Origin of the sequence: Niabella drilacis (assembly GCF_900101395.1) — a bacterium.
Lineage (GTDB): Bacteria > Bacteroidota > Bacteroidia > Chitinophagales > Chitinophagaceae > Niabella > Niabella drilacis.
Window position 1 is genome coordinate 127,213 of record NZ_FMZO01000013.1, and the last position, 21,827, is coordinate 149,039.

A 21,827-nucleotide genomic window follows, 5' to 3' on the forward strand; every position below is an offset into this window, starting at 1 on the left:
TAAAGCATATGCTGACCCTCCGGACCAGAGAATGCCCCTCCCCGGTAGTAATAGGCCCGGATGAAATAAGCCGCCAAAAGCGTGTTTTCAAAATATTTCTGATTTTTTTTCTAATTTATGCAACATTTTAAAACGTCCCGCGCCCTAAATACAGAAGCCGGGACAATAAAATAGTTCAGGAAAAAAAGAAAACAGCGTATACGTGTTGCAACTACCGAAGGATTTAGAGGACCAGGAGCTGATGAAGCTGTGCCGGCAGGGCAAAGCGGACTGTTTTTCCGAACTGTACCGGCGTTATAAAAAGGCGGTTTTTAATACCATCCTGCGTTTGGTGGATAATTTTGCCGAGGCAGAGGATCTGCTGCAGGAAGTGTTCATTACACTTTACCAGGAAATTATGAAGGACCGGCAGATCGAGCATTTCGGTGGTTTTTCGAGGCGTGTTGCGGCTAACAGGGCCATCAGCTTCCTGCGGAAGCAAAAGTATACGCTGGTTTTTGAGGATAGTCATGAAAATATTGTGGAGGAGGAAGCGGAAGATGAGGGTCTTTTTGAAATGCGGGTGGAGGAGGTGAAAAAGGCCATCAGTTCCCTGCCGGAAGGGTTCCGGACCATTGTTAACCTTTATGTGATGGATGGGTTACCGCAGGAAGAGATCGCCGGGTTGCTGGGTATTTCCCATGCAACGGTGCGTACGCAATACCATCGTGCCAAAAAGAAAATATTGTCGCTATTACAAAAAGAGGCCGTATAAGATGAAGAAAGATATTTTAAAAGAATTTGTAGTCGAAAACAGGGATGATTTTGACGACCAGGAGCCTGGTTCGGACGTGCTCGGCAAGATCCAGTCCAGGCTGGGGTTGGAACAACCTGTTGTTGTGCCCGGGGCAAAGGTTATAAAGTTCCGGTACTGGTGGGCCGCTGCCGCAGCAATTGTGGTGATCATCGGAGTTGCTGCGCTGTTTCACCAAAAGGAGGCAATTGACCATTCTATCGTAGCGCATACAGCGCCGGTATCCGTAAAACCCATGATGGGAGCAGGAAAAAAAGACTCGGTACCCGTAGTGCAGTCCATGGTGGCGGCCATTGCGGAGCCGGTACAAAGAAACGCAGTTGTAAAAAAGAGCAGGAGAATAGTGGCAGAAAAAAATACAACCCCCGGTATAGATGCTGAAGCAGAACTGGCAGCGTCCAACACCGTGGCGGACGACTGGCGAAAGGGGCTGCAGAACGAAAGCTCTTCCGCCCGGCTGGCAGCCATCCTGGCCTCGGGGAAAGAAAACGCGGCGTTGTCCAGCAGCGATCTGCAAACCCTCTCCAATACCCTCAACAGTGACGAAAACAGCAATGTGCGTCTGGCTGCCCTGGATGTGCTGAAAAAACAGGAGAACCGGGAGACCGTAAAGGAGTTGCTCCTGCAATCGGTGTCCAAACAGGATGACCCGGTTGTGCAAATGGAATTGCTGGCTTCTTTATCTTCCGGGGAAGCTACAACAATCAAACAACAGTTGTTAGATATAACACAGGATCCGATGAATATGGATGGAGTGCGCAACGAGGCCTATGCGGCACTGCTTCGTTCAAAATCCAATTTTTAAAAATAACAAGATATCAAAAAATGAAAAAAATAGTAGTAACCATTATTTTGTCTGTAGCATTAGTTTCCCTGGCCGGTGCGCAGGAGCGGCAATTCAAATTATCTAAAAAGACAGGTACGCTGAAGGTTAATATCCCGGGTGTAACAATTGAAGGGTACGATGGCAATGAAGTTATTTTTTCCGCACCGGAACTTAAGCGGGAAGCCAAAGACGAAAGAGCAGAAGGGCTTAAGCTGGTAACCGGTTCCGGTTTAACGGACAATACAGGTCTGAACCTGAGTGTCCGGGAAAATGGCGGTACCATTGATGTAGACTATGTAGGCAAAATGGACAGGGAACGCATTGCCATTAAAGTGCCCAACACCATGTCTGTAAAGGTAGCAACAACCGGTGTTATGAACGGTAACCGTCCTGTGGATATAAAAGATTTCAAAGGAGAATTGGAAATCAGTACCATGTACAATGCCATTTCCCTGCAGAATATTACAGGTCCTGTTAACGCAAAAACGATCTACGGGGAGCTGAGTGCAAAATTTGTATCTACGGTAAAAGGCCCGGTATCGCTGGTTTCGGTCTATAAGTTTGTTGATGTGAGCATTCCTTCCGGCCTTAAAGCTAATGTCAATATCTCTTCGCAAAACGGGAATATTTATGCTGCTGATGGCCTGGATATCAAAAGGGAACAGCCTAAGGAGAAAAAGAGCAATGATGGAGAAGATCTTACCGGGTTAACCGAATGGAGCAGGTCTTCCGATATAAAAGGAACGCTCAATGGCGGCGGCGTTGATCTGATCCTGAAGACCAATTATGGAAAGATCTACCTGCGTAAAAATTAAACCGTATAAACAGGATCATAAGGCACCCGCCGTTTTTAACTTTTATTTCTTCCTTTTAAATTCATACAGCTATGAAGAGGGCATTGCTTTGCCTGCTATTGACAGGCATTACACCGGTTTTGTTTGCACAAAGGGTGATTGAAAAAACATATAAAACAGCGCCCAACCAGCCCGTACTATTACAGTTTGGTTTTCCGAAGATAAAGATCCGCAGCTGGAACAGGGATGAGATCTATATCAAAGCAACGGTCAATATCAACGACAATAAGCAGAATGACCGTTTTGAATTGCGGGATCAAACCGTTGACGGCAAATTGCATATTACCGATACGATTGATTTCAAGCATATCGACCAGCAGTATTACATTGAGGTGGATGGCATCAAAAAACATTTTGAAAGCAAGGCCGATTTTGAAAACTATAAAACCGCGCACAAAAATGAAAAGATCAGCTCCTACTCGACCAACAATGTAGTTATTGACCTTGAAGTTGTGTTGCCTGTAAAAGAGTATATACAAGTCAGATCTAAATTCGGATTGGTGGAAGTGCAGGACTATGCCGGCCCGCTGACCGTGCAAACGGAGTTCGGAAAGATTGATGCGAGGCTAAAGGAATCCAATGTTGGAACAATTAAACTGACGAACCAGTTTGGAAAGATCTACTCCGATTTTAATCTGAAACCAACGAAGAAGGAAGAAAAATCATTTTATACGTCCATCACCGCTGCTCCGGGCAGGGGACCGGCATATGACCTGTCTTCCAAATTTGGGAATATCTATTTGCGCAACACAAAATAATAACAGTTTTGAAGGCAGGGGTCTTTACTATTAAAGGTCCTCTGCCCCATCTGCAACACGAAGTGGGTTTTCAGAAATCAGTTGATGATTGCTCCCTTGTTGTTCGCTAATTTTTCGCGAAACTTTTGAAGCTCTCCGGGAGTTTGCCGGATCCACTCTGTAACTTCTCCAACAATTTTCAATGGCGACCGGGATCTGTAGGAACGGGTTGGGTTGCCGGGGAATTTTTTATCTGTAAGATTGGGATCATTTTCAAAACTGCCTGTTGGTACAATAATGTATACCCGCTCGCGGCCTTCGCCCTTTGCCAGGGCCGCCGCAAGCCCTGCTCCGTTCACCAGCGCTGTAAAGTAAATATGATTCATTACGAGCTCCGATTTGTAATTAGAACTGCTGCCTGCTGTCAGTAAATCGCCAACCTGCAGCGCTGCTTTTGTGCCATGGTAAAATGGGCCTTTGTCGGAGGGGTTTTCGTGAAACAAAAGGGCTAGCTCCGTATGTTCTTTTGCCTTTTCTTGATCCTGCAGGTCTTCATAACATCGGGCAATAGCTGTATGAAGCGCGGGGAAAGCACTTTTAACGGTGTCGTCATTTATTTTTAACGCATGCGTCAAAGCAGTTTCGAGCCATTTTAACTTGTCGGTCACCGTTTTTTGATGCCGGGCTACATAATAAGCTGCAAGAAATTTTTCAAAGTCATCTGTGGCTTCGTTCCAGCCTTGCAGAAATAGTTTGCCGGCTTCTTCAGGGTTGCTTTTTTCTTCCATCTCCATACCCTGAAGACAGTATTTAACAATAGTATTGAACGGTGAAAATTCCATTTTTAATTGTTTTGCCGGTTTATTATCTAAAACCCGTTTGTTTTTTTGAGGGCCGGGCGCCGTGTTACAAGCGATGCTGGCGCATAAATGTACGTAGCTTTTGCTGATTCCAGGCCATTGGGCAAATGTTCAATGATGTGCAACGACCCCTTCAGACGATCATTTTAGCCCTGTGGTTTGCGAACAGGCCTGCTACATTTGGGCAATACCTGAAACCGGCGGGGGTAAAAGTGTTTCCGAAAAAAGCCGCCGCAACCGGTCCCGGGCCTCCTTTAGCGCGGGAAAGAGAACAAATGGGGTCCGGCAAAAACGGCGGGTGCTTTCAGTACAATTCTTTATTTTCGGTGCCCGGGAAAATATTGAAACCTTACACGTATGCAACAAGTGCGATCCGCCGCTATCTTATACCTGCTGCTGCTGTTTTTCAGCAATTGTAAAAAAGAGCATAGTAACTCCGGACAAACTGTTTATGCGGTGGTACAGGGAAACGACAACCAGGTAAAATACTGGGAGAACGGGAACATCAAAGTGGTATATAAAGGAGGCCCGTTAACAACCGGCGAATATATTTTTGTGCAGGGGAAGGATGTTTACATCTCCGGCAGGGAAAACAGCAGGGTCAAATGTTGGAAAAACGGCACGGAAATATTCAGCGCAGCCAATAATAACAGCAGGGCCAGCGGCCTGTACGTTAGCGGTCAGCATGTTTTTTTTGCCGGGAATGAGAACCTGGAGCAGGCTTATTTTATGCCCTGGTATTGGGATAATGGCACTATGTATCCGTTAACAAATGAAAGAAAGCAACATTTAATGACCTCCGGAATATTTGTTGACCAGGGTGCTGTTTACCTCTCTGGTTATGAAACGGTGCTGGATGAAGATCCCCAGCGGGATATTCCCTTCTATTGGAAAAACGGGAATAAAGTTTTGTTAGGAACAACGCCGGGCCGCACAACCGGTATTTTTGTGTACAATGGGGATGTATATGTAAGCGGGTATGCAGATAATAAGCCGGTATTCTGGAAAAACGGAGAACTGAACCGGCTGGCCGTTACAGATCCGTTCCTATCTTGTTATGCCACCGGTATATTCGTGGAAAAGGGTATCGTCTATGTCTCCGGTCATGAGTTCCGTTCAACGCCTGATAAATACCTGATAAGGCCCCGGTACTGGAAAAACGGCCAGTTAACAGTACTGAGTGAACAGGAAACGGGAAACTTCACTAACGGCATTTTTGTACATAACGGGGATGTTTATGTATACGGTTACGCCTTTACAAAGTCTCCGGCCGGCTATTACAATATTCCCAAGTACTGGAAAAACAAAAAGGAAGTAGTTTTGGCAGCAGAGGGCATCTGCAGCGCTCTTTTCGTTCAATAGCGGACCTGGTTGGTTTTGGTAAAATGCAGTATTAACTACCGGGTTCATGCATCAGGCCTTCAAGTGCTTTCATCACAACCTTTGCCATTTCTTTCCTCACTTTTCCTTTCCTTCCCACCGGAGCAAATAGGGTGTCTTCTGTAAGGGGCCTGCCATCTTGCGGGTACATATAGGTATTGTCAAAAAAAACCAGCTTTGTGCCATTGATCTTACAGGTATCGATCACATTCCCGGTGATCAACGGGAACTGCTTTTCCCATAAACCGGAACTGATGGGAAGCCCCGGGGTAAAATAGGCAATTTCACTTCCTTTGACGGCATCAATGGCTCTTTCTTTAATAGAAAGGTCCGCCGAAAAAACCTTATCGGTATCATTCACCTTTTTTGCGAGCCTGCTTACAATCCTGATATCGGAAGTAAAATTCCTTTTCAGTTCCCAGGCCAGTTCTTCGCCGATTTGCCCGTTGGCGCCTAATATTGTTTGCATAGGGCAAAGTTCTGCATAAATACCCCCGTAAACGTATCGGGATAAGTTGTAACAGGATCTCTGTTGATAGAACTCCTTCGCCCCATTCAGCCAACCTGCAAAGGACCGCTGCACAGGCCCTTTATGAACGGAGGGGCATCGGCTTACTGCAATTTAAAGGCACATATCAGTGCCGCGTCATAAATAGCAAAGGGGGCCATACACCAGGCCGGGTAATGGCTTTTGCCTTAATAAGTTTCCCAAATCTGGCAGAAAAAAAATTATGGCCCGATTGCTGCTCAGGGCCCACCGGCCCTCTTTATAGATGAAAAGATGGGGCTGGCTCTGCCCTGGGCGCAGTTGTGGTTCCGATAGACCTCTTTGTCTGTTTTGAAAACAGGTCCCGTACGATAGGTTTTAAGGGGCCGCAGGCCCGGTAGCACTACCCGGTAAATTTTTTTAAACCGGGGCTGGCTGGCTGCGTGTAACATTCCAGCGTTTTTGTCATTATAAAATAGAAGCAAATACGTTTGGAGATTACAAATGCAATACAACGGGACGATCTGGCAGCGCGCTGCCGCAGCGGAGAGGCGCAGGCGTTTTACGAAGTGTATCACCGGTATGCAAAAACCATGTTGAACAGCAGTATACGCATATTAAACCATTTAGCAGATGCAGAAGATGCGGTGCAGGAAGCATTTGCAATAGCCTTTAACAAAATAGACACCTTTACTTATAAAAGTTCTTTGGAGGCCTGGCTCGTACGTATCTCCATTAATAAATCGCTGGAGCTGCTCCGGCAAAAAAGGAAAATACGCTGGGTTGATGTAGATGCTATCGAAATAAAACAGGACGGGTCCGCAGCGGCCGGGGATCATGGGTTCCGGTATTCCGGAAAGCAGGTAAAGGAGGCTATTGACCGGTTACCGGAAAATTACCGCATCATTTTTAACCTGTACGCCGTGGATGAAATTCCGCAGGAGGATATTGCCCAAATGCTGCAGATCAGCCATGGCAACGTGCGCACCATTTATCACCGGGCAAAACTTAAAATAAAGGAGATCTTACAAAATGAACAGGGATAAAGACGAGCTGGAGCAGTTTATTGCGGGCCATAAAGATCTTTTTAACGCCCATGAGCCGGGGCCTGCTCTGTGGCTGCGGGTTAAAAGGGATCTTGATTCCGGAAGGCAACCCAAAACGCGGGGCGTTTTTTCTTTGCGCGCCCGGTATTATGGGGCCGCCGCAGCGGTACTGGTGCTGCTGGGGGGCGCCGTCTTTTATTTTTTCACCGGCAAAGCGGGGCATAGCCGGGAGGAGCCGCCTGTTGTAAAAACAAATCCTGCCACTGCCGGCGATAGCGCTCTTAACAGGGATGTGGCATCCATGCCGGCATATACGGATACCCCGGTGTTCAAAAAAGAAAAACAGGCCGCTCCCTATAAGGAGGGTAATGCAGAAGATGAAGCGCTATACCATTATACCCGCCTGGTTGCAATGAAACAAACCCAGCTAAAGGCAGTAGCGCAACATGAGCCGCGGTTATACCAGGCGTTTGAGCAGGATGCAGCGATCCTGGAAACTTCCTATGAAGAACTAAAAAAGCAGTTAAAACAACATGATGATAAAGAAGCACTGCTGCAAGCGATGCTCAACAACCTGCAAATGCAGGTTCATTTACTCAGCAGCCAGCTGGAGGTCTATAAGGAAGGGCACAAAAAGAAACAGGATAGTACGGCGCAGAAGAAGCGTTCTTTTTTGTGATACCCGGCTGGGTTTTTCAATAGTATTAAAACCAGGAAACATGAAAAATTTTATAAACAAACAGAAGTGCTTTTTACCGGTTCTTATGGTACTGGCTATGGTTTTGAATGCCCGGGCACAGCAGGCAGGAAAGGAAAAACAGTTTAGCAAAACCTACCCCCTGGCGCAGAACCAGGCGGTTTCTGTTTTTAACGCATTTGGCAATGTGGAAGTGCATAACTGGAACCGGGCCGAAGTAAAAGTAGAAGTGAGCATCATGGTCCGGGCTGCCGACGCCGCCATTGCGCAGGAGATCCTTAATGCCATCATTATTGAAAGCAAAGAGGGTAACCCGGTAAGCTTTGCCACCCACATCGAGGAAAACACAAAAACAGATAAAAAGAAGATCTCGGTAAACTACGCGGTGTACCTGCCACCGGGGAATAAGCTAACGATCAATAACAGTTTGGGCAATATCATAATCCCGGGGCGCAGCGGGGCTGTAACGGTCATGCAGTTTATGGGCGATCTGAAGACAGGGGATTTATCGGCTGCCAGTACCATCGAATCCAAACTGGGCAATGTAACCATCGCTTCTTTAAAAAATGCACATATTAAAATAGCCCATTCGTCGGTAACCATAAAAGCATTGTCGGGCAGCATTACCGGCGACTTCCTGCTTTGCAGGCAACTGGAGCTGGGGGCTACCAATGCCCTCGAAAAGCTGGACCTTAAGCTGGCATATTGCACTACGGCCCTAAACCTGCCTCCATCCTTTAGCGGCAGTTTTGATATCGAAACAAAGTACAGCAAGCTTAACAACCAAAGCCCGGTTAAAATAACCCAAGATACGCCGGAAGAACAGTTTGGCTTTTTAGTTACCCGCAAATATTCCGGCCGGTCCGGCTCGGGTAAAGTGCCGGTAAAGATCTCCGGCAATCTCGGAAGCCTGCTGTTGCAATGAAGCGGGATCTGACCATTGGCAATGGTCAATAGTCAATGGAACCAACGGGGAACATTGAATGTTAAACCTGGAACCCGCCGGTGAACAGTGAAAAAGAAACCGGGCTAACCCCTTCCCTACCCCGCAATCATTTTGGCAAGGCCGCCCAGCTGTTTTATTTTAAAGCGCAGCTCCTCCGTCCAGGGCAGGCCCAGGCAAAGACGCAGGCAGTTTTGAAACTGGTTCTGCAGCGTAAACATGCGGCCCGGCGCAATGCTGATGTGTTGCTTCAGCGCATCGTGGTAAAGCTCCGTGGTATCGGTTTGTTTGGAGAGCTCCACCCACAGGGCCAGCCCGCCCCGGGGCTGGCTTATTTTGGTGCCGGCAGGAAAATAGTCGGCAATGGCGGCGGCGTACTGCCGGTAGTTTTCCTGCAGGGTCTGGCGCAGCTGCCGCAGGTGCTTATCGTACCCGCCCGTCAGCAAAAAATTGCCCACCGCCTCGTGCACAAGGGCGGTGGAGGAAATGGTGTGCACCAGCTTCAGCTTCAGCAGCTGCTCTTTATATTTTCCGGGCGCCACCCAGCCCACGCGGTAGCCGGGGGCCAGGGTTTTGGATACAGAGCCGCACCACAGCACGTTCCCGTCCGTATCGTACGATTTGCAGCAACCGGGGCGCTCGGCGCTAAAATGCAGGTCGCCATAGGTATCATCCTCTATCAGCGGTATGCCGTGCCGGGCCAGCAGGCGGGTTACCTCTTTTTTGTTATCATCGGGCATACAATACCCCAGGGCGGTATTAAAATTGGGCACCAGCAGGCATACCGTTATTTTGGGTAATAGTTTCCGCAGCGCTTCAATGCTGATGCCGGTTACCGGGTGGGTGGCTACTTCCAGCACTTTTAACCCCAGGCCCATGGCTATCTGCAATATGCCCGGGTAGCAGGGGCTTTCCAGCGCCAGGGTATCGCCGGGGCGGGTTAGGGCCATCAGGCAAAGGGCCAGTGCATTCATACAGCCGCTGGTGGTGATCACATCATTTTCCTTAAGCTGCCCCTTCCAGGCCAGCGAGCGGGCCGCCACCATCCGGCGCAGTGTTGCATTGCCCTGCAGCGGCTCAAAGCCCGTGCCCCCGTCCTTTAACGACCGGGTGGCCAGCACTACTTCCTTTTTGAGCTTTGCCTGCGGCAGTAAATGGCCGGAGGGAATGCCGATGGAAAACAGGGTCAGGTCCTTACGCCCCATATTGGAGTATACTTCGTTGATGAGCTCATCCGGCCCCGTGCTTTTGGCCACCGGCGCCGGGCGGCTGGCCAGGGGCAGCGGCAGCTTTAAATAGTGCTGCGGGCTTACAAAGTAGCCGGACTGGGGTTTGGCTTCTATAAGGGAGCGGGCTTCCAGCTCCAGGAATACCCGTTTGGCGGTGTTGATGCTGATGCCGTGCTCCGTGCTCAGCATTCTTACAGAGGGTACCCGCTCCCCCGGCTTTAGCACCCCGCTTTTTATTTTATCGGCCAGGTTGCCCGCAAGGGTGGCGTATAAAAACTCCTTTTTCATAGGACAAAACTAACTGTGTCCTTTATCTTTTCAAAAACTGTGACTGTGTTTGTTGAGCCGGGTTACAGAGCTTTGCGGTTTAAATGGTAAAAACAATGGCAGCGGCAAGTGTAAGCAAAGTAACGGAAAACAGGGCCAGGGGCTGGCTCAACGGGTTTATAGGGGTGGTATTGTTCAGCGGCTCGCTACCGGCCACCCGGGTAGCGGTGCTGGAAACAGGGCCCCTCTTTCTTACGGCAGCCAGGGCCTCGGTAGCAGGCCTGCTGGCGCTTGCGGCCCTGCTGCTTTTCAGGCAAAAATTTCCGCGGCGCAAGGAGGTGCTGCCGCTGCTGCTGGTGGCCCTTGGCGTGGTGGTAGGTTTTCCGCTGCTGAGCGCCCTGGCCCTGCAGCATATTACCTCCGCCCATTCCATTATTTTTTTGGGCATCCTGCCGGTGGCTACCGCCATCTTTGGTATTGTGCGCGGCGGTGAGCGGCCGCGGCCGGTATTTTGGGTATTTTCCGTTATCGGCAGCCTGCTGGTGGCCGGCTATGCAGTGGCGCAGGGCGTTACGGCCTCTCTGCCGGGCGATGCGCTGATGCTTGCTGCCGTTATCCTCTGCGGGTTTGGCTATGCGGAGGGGGCCCGGCTTACCAAAACACTGGGCGGCTGGCAGGTAATATCCTGGGCGCTCGTTTTTTCCCTGCCCCTTATGCTGCCGCTGGCGTTGCTGTATTTTCCGCCGGCACCCGCGGCCATCAGTGCCGCCGCCTGGGTGGGGCTGGGTTATGTATCGCTCTTTAGCATGTTCATCGGGTTTATATTCTGGTACCGCGGCCTGGCCCAGGGCGGTATTGCCAGCGTGGGCCAGCTGCAGCTGCTGCAGCCCTTTTTGGGCCTGGCGCTGGCGGCATCACTGCTGCACGAGGCAGTAAGCATGGGCATGATCCTTGTAATGGCCGGCATTATCCTCTGCGTGGCCGGCTCTAAGCGGTTTGCCAGCTAAGGGGTGTAGTAATGGCATTACCCGTATTCAGCGCTTCTGGGCTGTTGGTAAAAGAGGACTGGTGTGGCTTTTATAGTCAACCGCTACCCTGTTGCCGGAGAACGGCAGGTATAATACCTAAGTTGTGTGAAAAGAGCGCAGCCAGGCCGGTAAATGCCCTGTGTTTGCAGCAGTAGCCCGGTTGAGTAAAACGACATATTTGCTATCAACACAACGCTCCCCGGAGCTGATTAATGCTGCAATCAGGTGCGTTTGTCCCGGGGCATAACAATAATTAAGGCAGCGTTTTATTTTTGTTTCTTATTATGGGCTTTTAGTTGCTGCTGTTTTTCCTGGTAGGCAATAAACCTTTTTTCATCGGATTTGGAAACGTTATTATAATAGGTGGCAAGCTCTGTGTAGGAAATTTTCAATCCCTCGGCCAGGGCCATTTGGGTAGTAAGCGTTACATTTTTGTTTCCGTTGGCGATCAGCTGCATATGCGATTTTTCAATACCGCTGTCCAGGGCCAGCCTTGTAGGGTTTGTTTTAGCATCAAGCATGGCTTTATGGAGGCCAACAGCAAACTGAAACAGGATTTTGCTCTTTTCTTCTTTTGTATACGCTTTCATCAAAGCAAGCTGGGAGAAAATTTAAAAAATTATGACCTGTTATAATAGGTCTAATTGATTTTTTATTATATTTGTATCAGAGTATATAGTTTTGCGATTACTTCATAAAAATATTTGAAGCATTCGCTTTGAGTCTCGCTTTTGAAACCTGAGAAATTTCTGTAGCAACGAGATGAAGAGTAGAATAGCTCACGTCAAGGCGTGAGCTCTCTTATTCGTTGCTGGGCTTCTCAGGGCCTCAAAAGCGGTAAGTTGAGCGTCACGCTTTTTTTATTGCTTGTAGCGTCGATCAGCATGCCGGGAGACTCATCCAACCCAAAACGGATGAGTGCTAAAACATCATATTACACTATTGTTGCCAATGCCATAGCATTTATGGTCCTTTTTGCGTGCAAGCCAAAGATGCCGGTATAATTTATTGCCGGGCGGGAGGCGGTTTTCTCATGTTAAGCCTCCCCCAATCCCGGCATTTGTTGGGCGCAAACACTTTTAAGGTGCTATACCTATTTCTATGCCCGTTTTTCCAAACAATATTGCTTTACTTTTTAATGCTTTTATATGAAAAAAATTGCGCTGGCATGCGTGCTGGCGGGTTTATGCCTGTACGCAGCAGCCCAGGAAAACACCAGGGCATTAACCATTGGTGATACCGTACCCAATATCCTATTTAGCCATATACTAAATGGAAATCAACGGAAAATAGATCTTTATCACTTTAAAAATAAGAACGTTATTATTGACCTGTGGAGCCGGCATTGTACATCTTGTATCGGTGCTTTTCCAAAAATTGAGCAGTACCAAAAAAAACACTCGGATCTGCTTCAATTTATACTCGCAAACCCTCATGACATAGGGTTTGAAAGGGATGTAATAGCATTGCTGAAGAGTATTAAAACAAGAACAGGATTTTACCCCTCCTTACCGGTGGCATTGAATGATACGCTGCTGAACCTCTATTTTCCTCACACTGGGGTACCGCATTATATCTGGATTAATAATAGGCAACAAATTGTTGCTATTACAGGCCTGGAAGAGATTACGGAACAAAATATTGACCATTTTGTGAGGGGAGATCGGCTGCATTTGGCGGTAAAAGATGCCCCACAGTTTTCTAAAGATCTTCTATCTCTTGTAAGGGATGGAGTGGTAAAAGATGCAGATCTGCTTGGCTTCTCGATGTTTACTGGTTATCAGCCATATACTAATCTGAAAACCGGATTTAGGAAAAATGACAGTACTGGTAGTTCTTCTTATTGTATCATTAACCAGCCATTGAGGGCGATCCTTTACCGGGCATACGGAAATGAGATAAATGGAATGCCATTAAACCGGTTGATTAATTTTCCCAACCAATCACAAAAGTATTGTTATCAGGTAATACTACCCAATACCGCCAAAAATAGTTCCGTAATAGTGCCTTATTTAAAAGAAGATCTTTGGCGTACGTTTCATCTTAAAGGGGTTGGCAAAAAAGAGACCCGGGAGTGCTTTATTATTAAAGGAATCCAAAATATTATATCCTTGAGCTCATCTGCACACCGGGCCTTGGATCTAAATAAAAATAGTCGTAAAAAATATATTAAGGGATACTCGTTAAAGGAGGCAGTATTATTTCTGGATCAGCTAACTATTCCGCTTCTGGACGAAAGTGGACAGGGAGAGACCCTGATCGATTTGAATTTTCCTGAGAGTTTGAATCCTAAAGATGAGCGGCAACTCATTGCCTGGCTTATCAGCAAGGGGTTTGTAATTGAGAAGGAGCCCCGGTTACTGGATGTATTTGAATTCTCTACCATAAACTAAAACACTGTATTATGATAAAAATAACTATAAAAGCAGCGTGCTTCTTACTGGTATCCGGAACATTGCTCGTATTGATTTTTCGATATCCGGGGTATATTCAGGCGCAAAATGCATTCGGAATCTCCATCAGTGGAATGATTACGGATAGTATGGGATTGGGATTAAATGGGGCTTCCGTCATGTTGAAGAATAAGGAGCGGCACTCTATTTCGAACAAAAACGGAGTTTTTGAAATAAAGGCAATGCCTGGGGATGAATTAATTATTTCTCATGTAGGCTATCAAACAAAAATAGTTAAAATACCGAGCGAGCCGGTTTATCTACGGATCACTTTGAGGATAAACGAAACTACAGATAGTGAGGTAACTGTTGAAGCTAATACGGGGTATCAAAAGGTAAAACCTAATGAAATCAATGGGTCAGTAACAGTGATAGATAGTAGGATGCTAAACCTGCAAACCGGAACCAATATTTTACAGCGTCTCAATGGCATAACCAATGGTTTATTGTTCAATATTGGCAGATTAAATCCTGGCAGCGAAATTTCAATCCGCGGCCTGAGCACCATAAATGGCCCTCTTGCGCCACTGATAATATTGGATAAATTTCCATACGATGGGAGCATTGACGATATTAATCCAAACGATGTGGAAACGATTACCATTTTAAAAGACGCCGCTGCTGCCAGTATTTGGGGTGCGCGGGCCGCAAATGGGGTCATTGTAATAACAACTAAGAATGGTCAGTTTAATAAAAAACTAAAGGTTGAAATAAATGCGAGCAATCTTTTGTCAACTCCACCGGATCTTTCTTCAATTCCACAAATTTCTGTTTCGGATTATATAGATATAGAAGCGCAGCTTTTTGAAAGAGGCCAATTTAACGGAGATATTAACAACACACAGGCTCGGTATCCATTATCGCCGTTAGTGGAAATTTTATTAAAGCGTAAAAGTGGAGCTATTTCGGTGGCAGACTCTTTGTCAATGGTGAATCAACTTAAACAGCTTGACAGCAGGAAAGAGTATTCAAAATACTTTCAGCGTATAGGTATTACACAACAGTACTCATTAAATATTAGCGGCGGCAACAATCAGATTGCTTGGCTGCTTGGAGGTGGGTACAATAGAGTACTGGGCGTTAACAACGCATTTTCTGATAAGCTCAATATACATCTAAAGAATAGTTTTCGGCTTTTAAAAAATCTCTCTATAGCCGTCGATGCTTACTACGCCAGCAATACAAATAAAAATGGAATGCCTGATTTTTCAAGTATATATAATATACACAACCGCTACGTACCATATCAGACATTTGTGGGAGTCAAAGGAGAAGCGCTGCCGATAGACAAGTACAGAAGAGGATTTATAGACACACTGGGTGCAGGGCATTTGCTAGATTGGAAATACTATCCTTTTGAAGATTATAAACATGATGCCACCAATTTAAAAAGTCAAAATATCATTTCTAATGTAGACATTAGATATACACCGATCGCCGGATTGGAGGTAAGTGCAAATTATCAATATCAAAATGCCTGGGGGAGCTTTACCCGAATGGCTGATATGAGCAGTTTTTATCTTAGGGATCTTATTAATCGATTTACTCAGCTCAGTTATTCCAAGTTGCCAGACGTATTCCCTATTCCTAAAGGGAACCTGCTCAGCAAATCAGGAAGTGACCTTATCACAAATAATTTCAGGGCATTGGCCTCATATAATAGACAACTTGGTAAACATTTGATCAATATACTTTCGGGCTTTGATTTAAGAGATTCAAAGAGCAGCTCAGGGACAGGGGCGTTTACTATTTATGGCTATCAGGAGGACCCCTTATCGCAAGGCGTTGTAGACTTTTATAACAGGTATCCTACCCTAATAAGTGGTTACACTGAAACGATCCCCGGGGTGGCGAATATCAGTGCAGACAAAAACCTTCGGTATATCAGCGTTTACTCAAATGGTTCATACACTTATAAAAGCAGGTATGGCGTTAGTGGTAGTTTTCGAAAGGACGCTTCAAATGTCTTTGGCGCTACAACGAATGATAAATGGAACCCGTTATGGTCAACAGGAGCAAGTTGGGTACTATCCAATGAACCGTTTTATCACTTGCATTTTATTCCCCGGTTGAGGATTAAGGCAAGCATTGGAGTCAGCGGAAATGTAGATCCTGGAAAAACTCCGCTGCCAATTAGCGGTGTCTTTACTAATCCTGTAACAAATTTACCGGTAGAGAAAATTACAAATCTAAATAACCCTTCGCTTAGATGGGAAAAATCCAGGCAAATAAATGTAGGAATAGAATTTGAGACAAAGGAAAACTGGCTAAAAGGTAGCGTTGAATATTACAATAAAACAGGCACCGACCTTTATGGAGAAACCCCCTATGATTATACAACCTGGGGGCAAAACAATGTAATAATCAAAAATGTTGCTAATATGATAGGAAAAGGGTGGGATATAAACCTGACGTCAAACAATATTAACAGAGCCGTAAAATGGGAGACCGGGATTATTATGAACATTAATAAGAGCAAGACGTCCAAATACTTTGCTGATGCTTCCAAAGATATTTATGGCCCCAATGACGGAACATATATAACCCCGATTGTAGGAAAGCCTCTGTATGCTATCTCTGCGTTTAAATGGGCGGGCCTGAACTCTGAAGGAGATCCTCAGGGCTATCTAAATGATAATGCCAGTACCGATTATCGCGGCATAATCAATCTGATTACACAAGAGGGATCCAAAAGTAATAGTATTGTTTTTATGGGCCCGTCTGTTCCTGTTTGTTTTGGCTCAATGATCAACAACCTGGCGTGGAAGAATCTGGCAGTTTCTATTAATATTACATACAGATTGGGATATTATTTCAGAAAAAGGTCTTTCACTTCAGCGGCACTCATCGATAATGGAATCGGGTATGGAGATTATTACGAACGTTGGAAACAACCAGGTGATGAAAACCGGACTTCCGTGCCAAAATTCGTTTATCCGGATTACCCATTAAACAGTTATCGGGACTTTTTCTATTCATACGCTTCGCCAAATGTATTAAATGCCGGGAATATAAGACTTCAGTTTGTAAACGTTTCATATAGATTTTTATTTAAGAAGGCCAGTCAGATGCCATTAGCTGTTCAGTTATATGGAAATGCTTCCAACCTTGGTATCATCTGGATGGCAAATAGGCAGAAGATAGACCCGGATTATCCAACTTCCTACGCCCCAACCAAACAATATACCGTGGGCATGAAAATCAATTTTTAATCCATCAATAACACATATTATGAACACAAATAAGTTGAATAGAAGGATAATACTTTTACTGTTTTGCTGCATGATTTCATTTGTTTCATGCAGAAAATTTTTGGATAAAAAAATAACGAACGGAATCACCACCCCTACCCAATTGAGCGATTTGCAGGCCCTGTTGGATGAAGCATTGGGTCTGAACGAGAGTATAACGCCGGTATATGGAGAAGCATCGTCCGATGACTATTTCCTGAATCCGGATTATAAGACTGTTTTAGATAAAAACCCCCTACTTAAAAACGTATACATCCGAAGGCCTTATGAATACTCCTTTCAAAATGATTGGTCCAAAGCATACCTGGAAATATACAATGCCAATTATTGTTTGGATATGATAAAAGCTATTCCGGCTTCGACGGACAACCGAAATCAATGGGATAATGTGTATGGGAGCGCCTTATTCATGAGGGCTTATTATTTTTTACTGCTGACCTGGGAGTATGCAAAGGCGTTTGATAGAGAAGCATCCTCGAGAGATTTGGGGATTGTGCTGCGGTTAACTTCTGATTTTAACGTTCCTTCTCAACGGTCAAGCGTAAAACAATGTTATGATCAAATAGTTAATGATGTAATGGAAAGCGTAGGACATCTTCCTGATTTCCCCGTTCATGTATACCGACCCTCAAAGTGGGCTGCTTATGGTTTGCTGGCGCGCACTTATCTTTCAATGAGGCAGTACGACAGTGCATATAAGTATGCTGATGAGTGTTTAAAATTGAGGAGTGACCTTATGGATTTTAACGGCGACAAGGATGTAAAGCCATTGGGGGGCAAATATCCGTTTTCAAAATTCAACAAGGAGACAATTTATTATACAGGAAGAAGTGGATGGGTGGTGGCGGCTCTAAGTGCTGCAAATTATATGTTTATTGATAGTGGTTTAGTCAAGAGCTATGAAGAGAATGATCTAAGAAAAACGGCTTTCTTTTCGTTGGTCAAGGGGAATTATACATTTACAGGGAGTTACTCGCAGAATGCAACTAACTTTACGGGGATAGCAACCGATGAGATTTTTCTGATTCGAGCCGAATGTGCCGCCCGATTAAACAATATTAAAGAGGCTTTGTTCGATTTGAACACACTTTTAGCAAGCAGATACAAATCCGGCAGCTTTTTGCCATTGGAAATTTTGACTAAAGAGGGGCTTATAGACCGAATTCTTTTAGAACGAAGGAAAGAATTAATATCGAGGAACCTACGGTGGATGGATTTGAAAAGGCTCAATAAAGAGAATAAAAGCATCGTTCTTGTAAGAGTTTATGAGGGTAATACCTATACTTTACAACCGAACGCAAATTATTATGCGCTTCCATTGCCAACGGATATTATTAAATTAGCTCAAATACAGCAAAATGACGAATGAAGGGCCATAGATTGATCGGATTGTGTTGGGGGGCTGAACTCAATGTTCAGCCCCTGTTTATTTTAATGGGGTGCCGGTAAACCTTTTGTACCGGCCGATCTGATACAACGTATTCTCCTTTTCGGAAAGGTGTCATTTTATAACAAAGGGAAGTTTGACCAGGGTCGATCCCCAGGCAATCAACAGGTCGGCACCCGTATCCGTCTGTTTAAATACCATGGTAAAGTATTCCACCTCCGGGTTGTTATCGGTAGAAGGTACTTCCACCCGCAGGAGATCTTTTGTACTATCCTGGTTAAGCCCCCAGGTATCCAGGTTATTGTTTAATACCAGGGTCCAGTTTTTTTCGTGTGGGATGCTGTAGAGGGTATACCGTCCCGGCTCTATTTTTTTATTATTAAGGTAAACCGGTTTAAAAACATCCAGTTCGGTAGCCTCATTCGCCCCCATCCGCCAGGGGTGGTCATATTGAAGCACCGTTCCGAAGAGGGAACGGCCCTGCAGGTGCGGCCGGCTGTAAAGGACGCGCATAACGGGGCCTTCTTTGGTGCTTCCGCTCATTTTTTGAAGCGGATAATGAACGGGATAATAGCTCATGTCCAGGGGCGACACGTCCACCGCTTCATAAGGGTTGCTGGTGTTGGCCGGCTGTATCCCCACCGGTGCATTGGCCTGTGGTACCGGTTTGCTCTTTGTTTCGGGTTGCTGATTACAGGCAACCAATAAGGCGAAGCCGGCAAGCAGGAACGATCTGCCTCTTAGACAATTCATTCGTTATAATTAAAAATTAATAGGCAGGGATGCTTTTTTCTGATCCCATTCGATCGCCAAGTTAACAGTTGATCCGCTTTTTTCAAAATCAATGGTCAGGAATTCTATCGGATCTTTTAATTCTTCTACCGGAACGGAAGTCCGTACCACATCTTTTGCCGCATCATAATTAAAGGCGCCCCAGGCATCGGTATCCTTATTCACGATAAAGGTCCATTCTTTTTCGGTAGGGATGCAATAGAGGGTATACCGTCCTGCAGGGATCTTTTTGCTACCGATGGTGGCCGTGGCAAAGAACTGGATTTCCGTGGCTTCATTGGCTCCCAGGCGCCAAACCTTGCCGTAGGGAACAATGTCGGAGTTAAATATTTTACGGTTGTTCTTGGCAGGGCGGCTGTAAATGACCCGCATACGCAGCGGTTCGCTGGTGCCCCGGATCTTTTTAGAAGGATAATCCACCGGGTAATAGATCTGGTCCATAGGTGATTTGTCTACCGGTATCCAGGATTGCCCGTGAACCGGCAACATGAAGGAAAAGGCAATAATAGCCGTCAATACGTACTTTGTCATACTGTTCGTGTTTTAATTCGTCAATTTTTTAAATTGTTCCGCTGCAAAGGGCTTCAGGTCTGCCCAAAAAAGACGGTAATGCTCCTCCAAACGTTTGATATTGTCTTCAAATAGTTTTTCTGCGGGCCGGCTGTCATCCAGGTATCGGGCCCGGCGAACCAGTCCTGCAAAACTTTTATAGATGCCGGAAGGCTCACTGTAGTGATACAGCCAGTTTTGCTGTTTCATATAGTGAAAGAGTGGCCGGAAATGCTCCGGCAGTTGTTCAAAATAGCGGTCGAGGGTTTTGTAGGTATGCTGTGCAAACTCAGCGAGGGATCCCGGCGAAAACTCCTGTGCATCATTTGCCAGAAAATAATCATATACAATATCCATGAACGCACCGCTGTATAGCCGGTAAGGTGTTCTGAAGACCTGTTTGGCAGCAAGTGTGGCGGGGTGGGCGTCGGTAAAGCTGTCTATTTCCCGGTGCAGCCGGATGCCGGCGCGGATCGCCGGGGGATAATCCAACTGGCGGTTCCCCTTTACAAAATCACTGATCATATTGCCCACAAGAACGCCCTCGTGACCAAATGAGAGGTATGCATGCGCCAGGAAATTCATGCCGCAAATGTAGGAATAAAGAAAAAGATCGCGGTGGGCGCAGCACCGGCAAATTAGCGGTGCTGTTGCAGCAACGCTCCTACCTCCTGCTGGATACCGATGCTCTTGTCGTTGTTGTAAGCGTGCTGAAGGGCGATTTTCGTTGTTTCAAAATCAGCCTTTTTTTCTTTAAGGGTTTCGTATACCTCTTTTGCGGCAGCTGGCCTTGGCCCCCAGTGAAACAGGTCCTTTCCGTTCTCATCCCGCACAATCAGCATCGGGATGGACCGGCTGCCGCTGGTCAGGTATTGTTCAATTTCAGAGCCGGAGTCCCGCAGCTGGATACTGAAACCGATGTGCGCATTTTCCCGGCTCATCAGGTAAAGGACAGGAACGATATGTGCCGCATCCCCGCACCAGGGTTCGGTAATAACCACCCATTGCTGCTTCCGGCCAATGGAGGACAGCAGGGCTTTTGTTTCATCTGTTAAAGGGTTTTGTTTGAGCCAGCGGCTCATCCGCGACCAGTTCATCCTGGTGTACTGAAAATAATCGGCATTGTTATAGGGCGGTGCCGGTTCTGCGGCGGTTAAAATTTTGCTGAACTCATTTGAGTACTCCTCGAAAGTCATATACTTAAATCCGTTTTTTATGATCTTTTACCGTGTTGGGTATCAATAAAACGTGTAATTCCATAAAAAGTTCTGAAAAGTACTGTTTTACGGAAAAGCCCTGGCCGGCGGATCCTCGGTGATCTGTTAAACATTTACCGGAAAAAAGGGAGGCTTATGGGGAAGAGAAACAGAAATTGGCGTATCTTCATCCTCTATTCAAAATTAAAATTATGGACACCCTGCAACAATTGCGATCCGAGCTGGAGGAAGAGTACCGTACCACAAAAAAATTTTTTGAATTATATCCTGCTGACAGGGGGGATTATGCGCCGCACGAAAAAAGCATGAAGCAAAATAAGCTTGCCGGGCATATTGCAGAGATCTTTGGCTGGGCTTCTTTTATCCTGCCAACGGAAACGCTGGATTTTGCCAAGGGAGCGTATAAACCTGCAGACATCAGTTCCAGAGAACAGCTGCTGGAGGAGCTGGATAAAAATTATAGCGCCAGCAAGGAGGCGCTGGAGGGGGCAACCGAGGATGCATTGTTGCCCAACTGGAGCATTGCCCACAACGGACATAAGCTGGCTGAGTGGTCAAAATACGGGGCCATCCGGCATTCGCTCAACCAGATTGCGCACCACCGGGCGCAGTTGGGGGTTTATTACCGGCTGCAGGATATACCGTTGCCGGGAAGCTATGGTCCTTCTGCTGATGACCAGCGGTTTGCGTAGCGGCGCCGGATATTTAACACCGATTTGTTGCAGGCGGCGCAATGCAGGGGGATTATGGCACAGTTTTTAAAGATGGATTGTTATTCATTAACTATCTAAAATCTATCCAAAATGAATAGAAATACAAGAAACGGGCTTCTGGCACTGGGGCTGGCCGCAGCTGCCGCCTGGTATAAAATGAGCCCGGAACAAAAGTCGAATGTAAAAAATAAAGTATCTGATTGGGGAAATAAATTAAAAGATGGCCTGTCAAATCTGAAAAAGCAGGCCGGGCAGCCAAATACACAGTCCGCGTCTTAAGCTCTGTTACAACAACCGTCCTTTAATACTTTACAAAGG

Annotated in this window: 22 protein-coding genes; 14 read left to right on the top strand and 8 right to left on the bottom strand. The window is 46.2% G+C overall.

The features are described from left to right. Positions 1 to 202: 202 nt before the first annotated feature. From BLS44_RS19685 to BLS44_RS19700, 4 genes are all read left to right on the top strand, one after another. The gene (locus BLS44_RS19685) at positions 203 to 754 is read left to right on the top strand and encodes an RNA polymerase sigma factor (RefSeq protein ID WP_143019859.1); all 552 of its coding nucleotides are present in this window, start codon (positions 203 to 205) and stop codon (positions 752 to 754) included. Between the two features lies 1 nt (position 755). Continuing rightward, the gene (locus tag BLS44_RS19690; protein WP_090391944.1) at positions 756 to 1,598 is read left to right on the top strand and encodes a HEAT repeat domain-containing protein; all 843 of its coding nucleotides are present in this window, start codon (positions 756 to 758) and stop codon (positions 1,596 to 1,598) included. A gap of 20 nt (positions 1,599 to 1,618) precedes the next feature. Next, the gene (locus tag BLS44_RS19695) at positions 1,619 to 2,434 is read left to right on the top strand and encodes a DUF4097 family beta strand repeat-containing protein (RefSeq protein WP_090391945.1); all 816 of its coding nucleotides are present in this window, start codon (positions 1,619 to 1,621) and stop codon (positions 2,432 to 2,434) included. 71 nt (positions 2,435 to 2,505) lie between these two features. After that, the gene (locus BLS44_RS19700) at positions 2,506 to 3,231 is read left to right on the top strand and encodes a hypothetical protein (RefSeq protein WP_090391946.1); all 726 of its coding nucleotides are present in this window, start codon (positions 2,506 to 2,508) and stop codon (positions 3,229 to 3,231) included. Between the two features lie 77 nt (positions 3,232 to 3,308). Here the strand turns inward: BLS44_RS19700 and arr are convergent, their stop codons facing one another. Then, positions 3,309 to 3,713 carry an NAD(+)--rifampin ADP-ribosyltransferase gene (gene arr / locus BLS44_RS27215; protein WP_394332481.1) on the bottom strand — a complete coding sequence of 135 codons (405 nt, stop codon included), beginning with the start codon at positions 3,711 to 3,713 and terminating at the stop codon, positions 3,309 to 3,311. Between the two features lie 714 nt (positions 3,714 to 4,427). On the opposite strand from arr, the gene BLS44_RS19715 reads away from it, so the two are divergent. Further along, the gene (locus tag BLS44_RS19715) at positions 4,428 to 5,432 is read left to right on the top strand and encodes a hypothetical protein (RefSeq protein WP_143019860.1); all 1,005 of its coding nucleotides are present in this window, start codon (positions 4,428 to 4,430) and stop codon (positions 5,430 to 5,432) included. Between the two features lie 31 nt (positions 5,433 to 5,463). Here BLS44_RS19715 and BLS44_RS19720 read toward each other — a convergent pair whose 3' ends face one another. Then, positions 5,464 to 5,919 (bottom strand): NAD-dependent epimerase/dehydratase family protein, encoded by a 456-nt coding sequence (locus tag BLS44_RS19720; RefSeq protein ID WP_218127791.1) that lies wholly within the window; start codon positions 5,917 to 5,919, stop codon positions 5,464 to 5,466. 509 nt (positions 5,920 to 6,428) lie between these two features. Between BLS44_RS19720 and BLS44_RS19730 the strand changes: the two genes are divergently transcribed. The 3 genes from BLS44_RS19730 to BLS44_RS19740 are packed head-to-tail and all read left to right on the top strand — an operon-like array spanning position 6,429 to position 8,605. Continuing rightward, positions 6,429 to 6,983, top strand: a complete 555-nt coding sequence (locus BLS44_RS19730; protein WP_245729293.1) for an RNA polymerase sigma factor — start codon at positions 6,429 to 6,431, stop codon at positions 6,981 to 6,983. Further along, positions 6,970 to 7,662: a hypothetical protein gene (locus BLS44_RS19735; protein WP_090391951.1), complete on the top strand. Its 693-nt coding sequence runs from the start codon at positions 6,970 to 6,972 to the stop codon at positions 7,660 to 7,662. Before BLS44_RS19730 ends, BLS44_RS19735 begins: the two co-directional genes overlap by 14 nt. Before the next feature lie 40 nt (positions 7,663 to 7,702). Beyond that, positions 7,703 to 8,605 carry a hypothetical protein gene (locus BLS44_RS19740; protein WP_090391952.1) on the top strand — a complete coding sequence of 301 codons (903 nt, stop codon included), beginning with the start codon at positions 7,703 to 7,705 and terminating at the stop codon, positions 8,603 to 8,605. 116 nt (positions 8,606 to 8,721) lie between these two features. On the opposite strand, the gene BLS44_RS19745 is transcribed toward BLS44_RS19740, so the two are convergent. Then, complete coding sequence (locus tag BLS44_RS19745) at positions 8,722 to 10,140, bottom strand: aminotransferase-like domain-containing protein (RefSeq protein WP_090391953.1); 1,419 nt, start codon at positions 10,138 to 10,140, stop codon at positions 8,722 to 8,724. Between the two features lie 95 nt (positions 10,141 to 10,235). Here BLS44_RS19745 and BLS44_RS19750 point away from each other — a divergent pair, with 95 nt between their 5' ends. Beyond that, complete coding sequence (locus tag BLS44_RS19750) at positions 10,236 to 11,126, top strand: DMT family transporter (RefSeq protein WP_090391980.1); 891 nt, start codon at positions 10,236 to 10,238, stop codon at positions 11,124 to 11,126. 287 nt (positions 11,127 to 11,413) lie between these two features. Here BLS44_RS19750 and BLS44_RS19755 read toward each other — a convergent pair whose 3' ends face one another. Then, the gene (locus BLS44_RS19755) at positions 11,414 to 11,737 is read right to left on the bottom strand and encodes a hypothetical protein (protein WP_090391954.1); all 324 of its coding nucleotides are present in this window, start codon (positions 11,735 to 11,737) and stop codon (positions 11,414 to 11,416) included. 558 nt (positions 11,738 to 12,295) lie between these two features. Between BLS44_RS19755 and BLS44_RS19760 the strand changes: the two genes are divergently transcribed. From BLS44_RS19760 to BLS44_RS19770, 3 genes are read left to right on the top strand one after another with little or no spacing between them, the layout of a single operon-like run. Further along, a complete protein-coding gene (locus BLS44_RS19760) occupies positions 12,296 to 13,540 on the top strand; it encodes a TlpA family protein disulfide reductase (RefSeq protein WP_090391955.1) in 1,245 nt (414 codons plus the stop codon). An 11-nt stretch (positions 13,541 to 13,551) separates the two neighbouring features. Then, complete coding sequence (locus BLS44_RS19765; protein WP_090391956.1) at positions 13,552 to 16,812, top strand: SusC/RagA family TonB-linked outer membrane protein; 3,261 nt, start codon at positions 13,552 to 13,554, stop codon at positions 16,810 to 16,812. A 19-nt stretch (positions 16,813 to 16,831) separates the two neighbouring features. Beyond that, complete coding sequence (locus BLS44_RS19770; protein WP_090391957.1) at positions 16,832 to 18,220, top strand: RagB/SusD family nutrient uptake outer membrane protein; 1,389 nt, start codon at positions 16,832 to 16,834, stop codon at positions 18,218 to 18,220. A 132-nt stretch (positions 18,221 to 18,352) separates the two neighbouring features. Here the strand turns inward: BLS44_RS19770 and BLS44_RS19775 are convergent, their stop codons facing one another. The 4 genes from BLS44_RS19775 to BLS44_RS19790 are packed head-to-tail and all read right to left on the bottom strand — an operon-like array spanning position 18,353 to position 20,775. Beyond that, a complete protein-coding gene (locus tag BLS44_RS19775) occupies positions 18,353 to 18,991 on the bottom strand; it encodes a DUF2911 domain-containing protein (RefSeq protein ID WP_090391958.1) in 639 nt (212 codons plus the stop codon). Positions 18,992 to 19,000: 9 nt separating this feature from the next. Next, positions 19,001 to 19,561, bottom strand: a complete 561-nt coding sequence (locus tag BLS44_RS19780; RefSeq protein WP_090391959.1) for a DUF2911 domain-containing protein — start codon at positions 19,559 to 19,561, stop codon at positions 19,001 to 19,003. A gap of 12 nt (positions 19,562 to 19,573) precedes the next feature. Next, on the bottom strand, positions 19,574 to 20,164 hold the full coding sequence (locus BLS44_RS19785; protein WP_090391960.1) for an acyl carrier protein phosphodiesterase: 591 nt from the start codon (positions 20,162 to 20,164) through the stop codon (positions 19,574 to 19,576). A gap of 53 nt (positions 20,165 to 20,217) precedes the next feature. Further along, positions 20,218 to 20,775 (bottom strand): thioredoxin family protein, encoded by a 558-nt coding sequence (locus tag BLS44_RS19790; protein WP_090391961.1) that lies wholly within the window; start codon positions 20,773 to 20,775, stop codon positions 20,218 to 20,220. A 212-nt stretch (positions 20,776 to 20,987) separates the two neighbouring features. Between BLS44_RS19790 and BLS44_RS19795 the strand changes: the two genes are divergently transcribed. Both BLS44_RS19795 and BLS44_RS19800 read left to right on the top strand, forming a co-directional pair. Beyond that, positions 20,988 to 21,488, top strand: coding sequence for a DinB family protein (locus BLS44_RS19795; RefSeq protein ID WP_090391962.1), 501 nt, complete (start codon positions 20,988 to 20,990; stop codon positions 21,486 to 21,488). Between the two features lie 111 nt (positions 21,489 to 21,599). After that, positions 21,600 to 21,788, top strand: a complete 189-nt coding sequence (locus tag BLS44_RS19800) for a hypothetical protein (RefSeq protein WP_090391963.1) — start codon at positions 21,600 to 21,602, stop codon at positions 21,786 to 21,788. Positions 21,789 to 21,827: the final 39 nt, after the last annotated feature.

Excerpts from the sequence above, each read along its gene's own strand:
- BLS44_RS19690 (WP_090391944.1), top strand. The coding sequence starts at position 756 with ATGAAGAAAGATATTTTAAAAGAATTTGTAGTCGAAAACAGGGATGAT.
- BLS44_RS19695 (WP_090391945.1), top strand. The coding sequence starts at position 1,619 with ATGAAAAAAATAGTAGTAACCATTATTTTGTCTGTAGCATTAGTTTCC.
- BLS44_RS19700 (WP_090391946.1), top strand. The coding sequence starts at position 2,506 with ATGAAGAGGGCATTGCTTTGCCTGCTATTGACAGGCATTACACCGGTT.
- BLS44_RS19715 (WP_143019860.1), top strand. The coding sequence starts at position 4,428 with ATGCAACAAGTGCGATCCGCCGCTATCTTATACCTGCTGCTGCTGTTT.
- BLS44_RS19720 (WP_218127791.1), bottom strand. The coding sequence starts at position 5,919 with ATGCAAACAATATTAGGCGCCAACGGGCAAATCGGCGAAGAACTGGCC.
- BLS44_RS19735 (WP_090391951.1), top strand. The coding sequence starts at position 6,970 with ATGAACAGGGATAAAGACGAGCTGGAGCAGTTTATTGCGGGCCATAAA.
- BLS44_RS19740 (WP_090391952.1), top strand. The coding sequence starts at position 7,703 with ATGAAAAATTTTATAAACAAACAGAAGTGCTTTTTACCGGTTCTTATG.
- BLS44_RS19745 (WP_090391953.1), bottom strand. The coding sequence starts at position 10,140 with ATGAAAAAGGAGTTTTTATACGCCACCCTTGCGGGCAACCTGGCCGAT.
- BLS44_RS19750 (WP_090391980.1), top strand. The coding sequence starts at position 10,236 with ATGGCAGCGGCAAGTGTAAGCAAAGTAACGGAAAACAGGGCCAGGGGC.
- BLS44_RS19755 (WP_090391954.1), bottom strand. The coding sequence starts at position 11,737 with ATGAAAGCGTATACAAAAGAAGAAAAGAGCAAAATCCTGTTTCAGTTT.
- BLS44_RS19760 (WP_090391955.1), top strand. The coding sequence starts at position 12,296 with ATGAAAAAAATTGCGCTGGCATGCGTGCTGGCGGGTTTATGCCTGTAC.
- BLS44_RS19765 (WP_090391956.1), top strand. The coding sequence starts at position 13,552 with ATGATAAAAATAACTATAAAAGCAGCGTGCTTCTTACTGGTATCCGGA.
- BLS44_RS19770 (WP_090391957.1), top strand. The coding sequence starts at position 16,832 with ATGAACACAAATAAGTTGAATAGAAGGATAATACTTTTACTGTTTTGC.
- BLS44_RS19775 (WP_090391958.1), bottom strand. The coding sequence starts at position 18,991 with ATGAATTGTCTAAGAGGCAGATCGTTCCTGCTTGCCGGCTTCGCCTTA.
- BLS44_RS19780 (WP_090391959.1), bottom strand. The coding sequence starts at position 19,561 with ATGACAAAGTACGTATTGACGGCTATTATTGCCTTTTCCTTCATGTTG.
- BLS44_RS19785 (WP_090391960.1), bottom strand. The coding sequence starts at position 20,164 with ATGAATTTCCTGGCGCATGCATACCTCTCATTTGGTCACGAGGGCGTT.
- BLS44_RS19790 (WP_090391961.1), bottom strand. The coding sequence starts at position 20,775 with ATGACTTTCGAGGAGTACTCAAATGAGTTCAGCAAAATTTTAACCGCC.
- BLS44_RS19795 (WP_090391962.1), top strand. The coding sequence starts at position 20,988 with ATGGACACCCTGCAACAATTGCGATCCGAGCTGGAGGAAGAGTACCGT.
- BLS44_RS19800 (WP_090391963.1), top strand. The coding sequence starts at position 21,600 with ATGAATAGAAATACAAGAAACGGGCTTCTGGCACTGGGGCTGGCCGCA.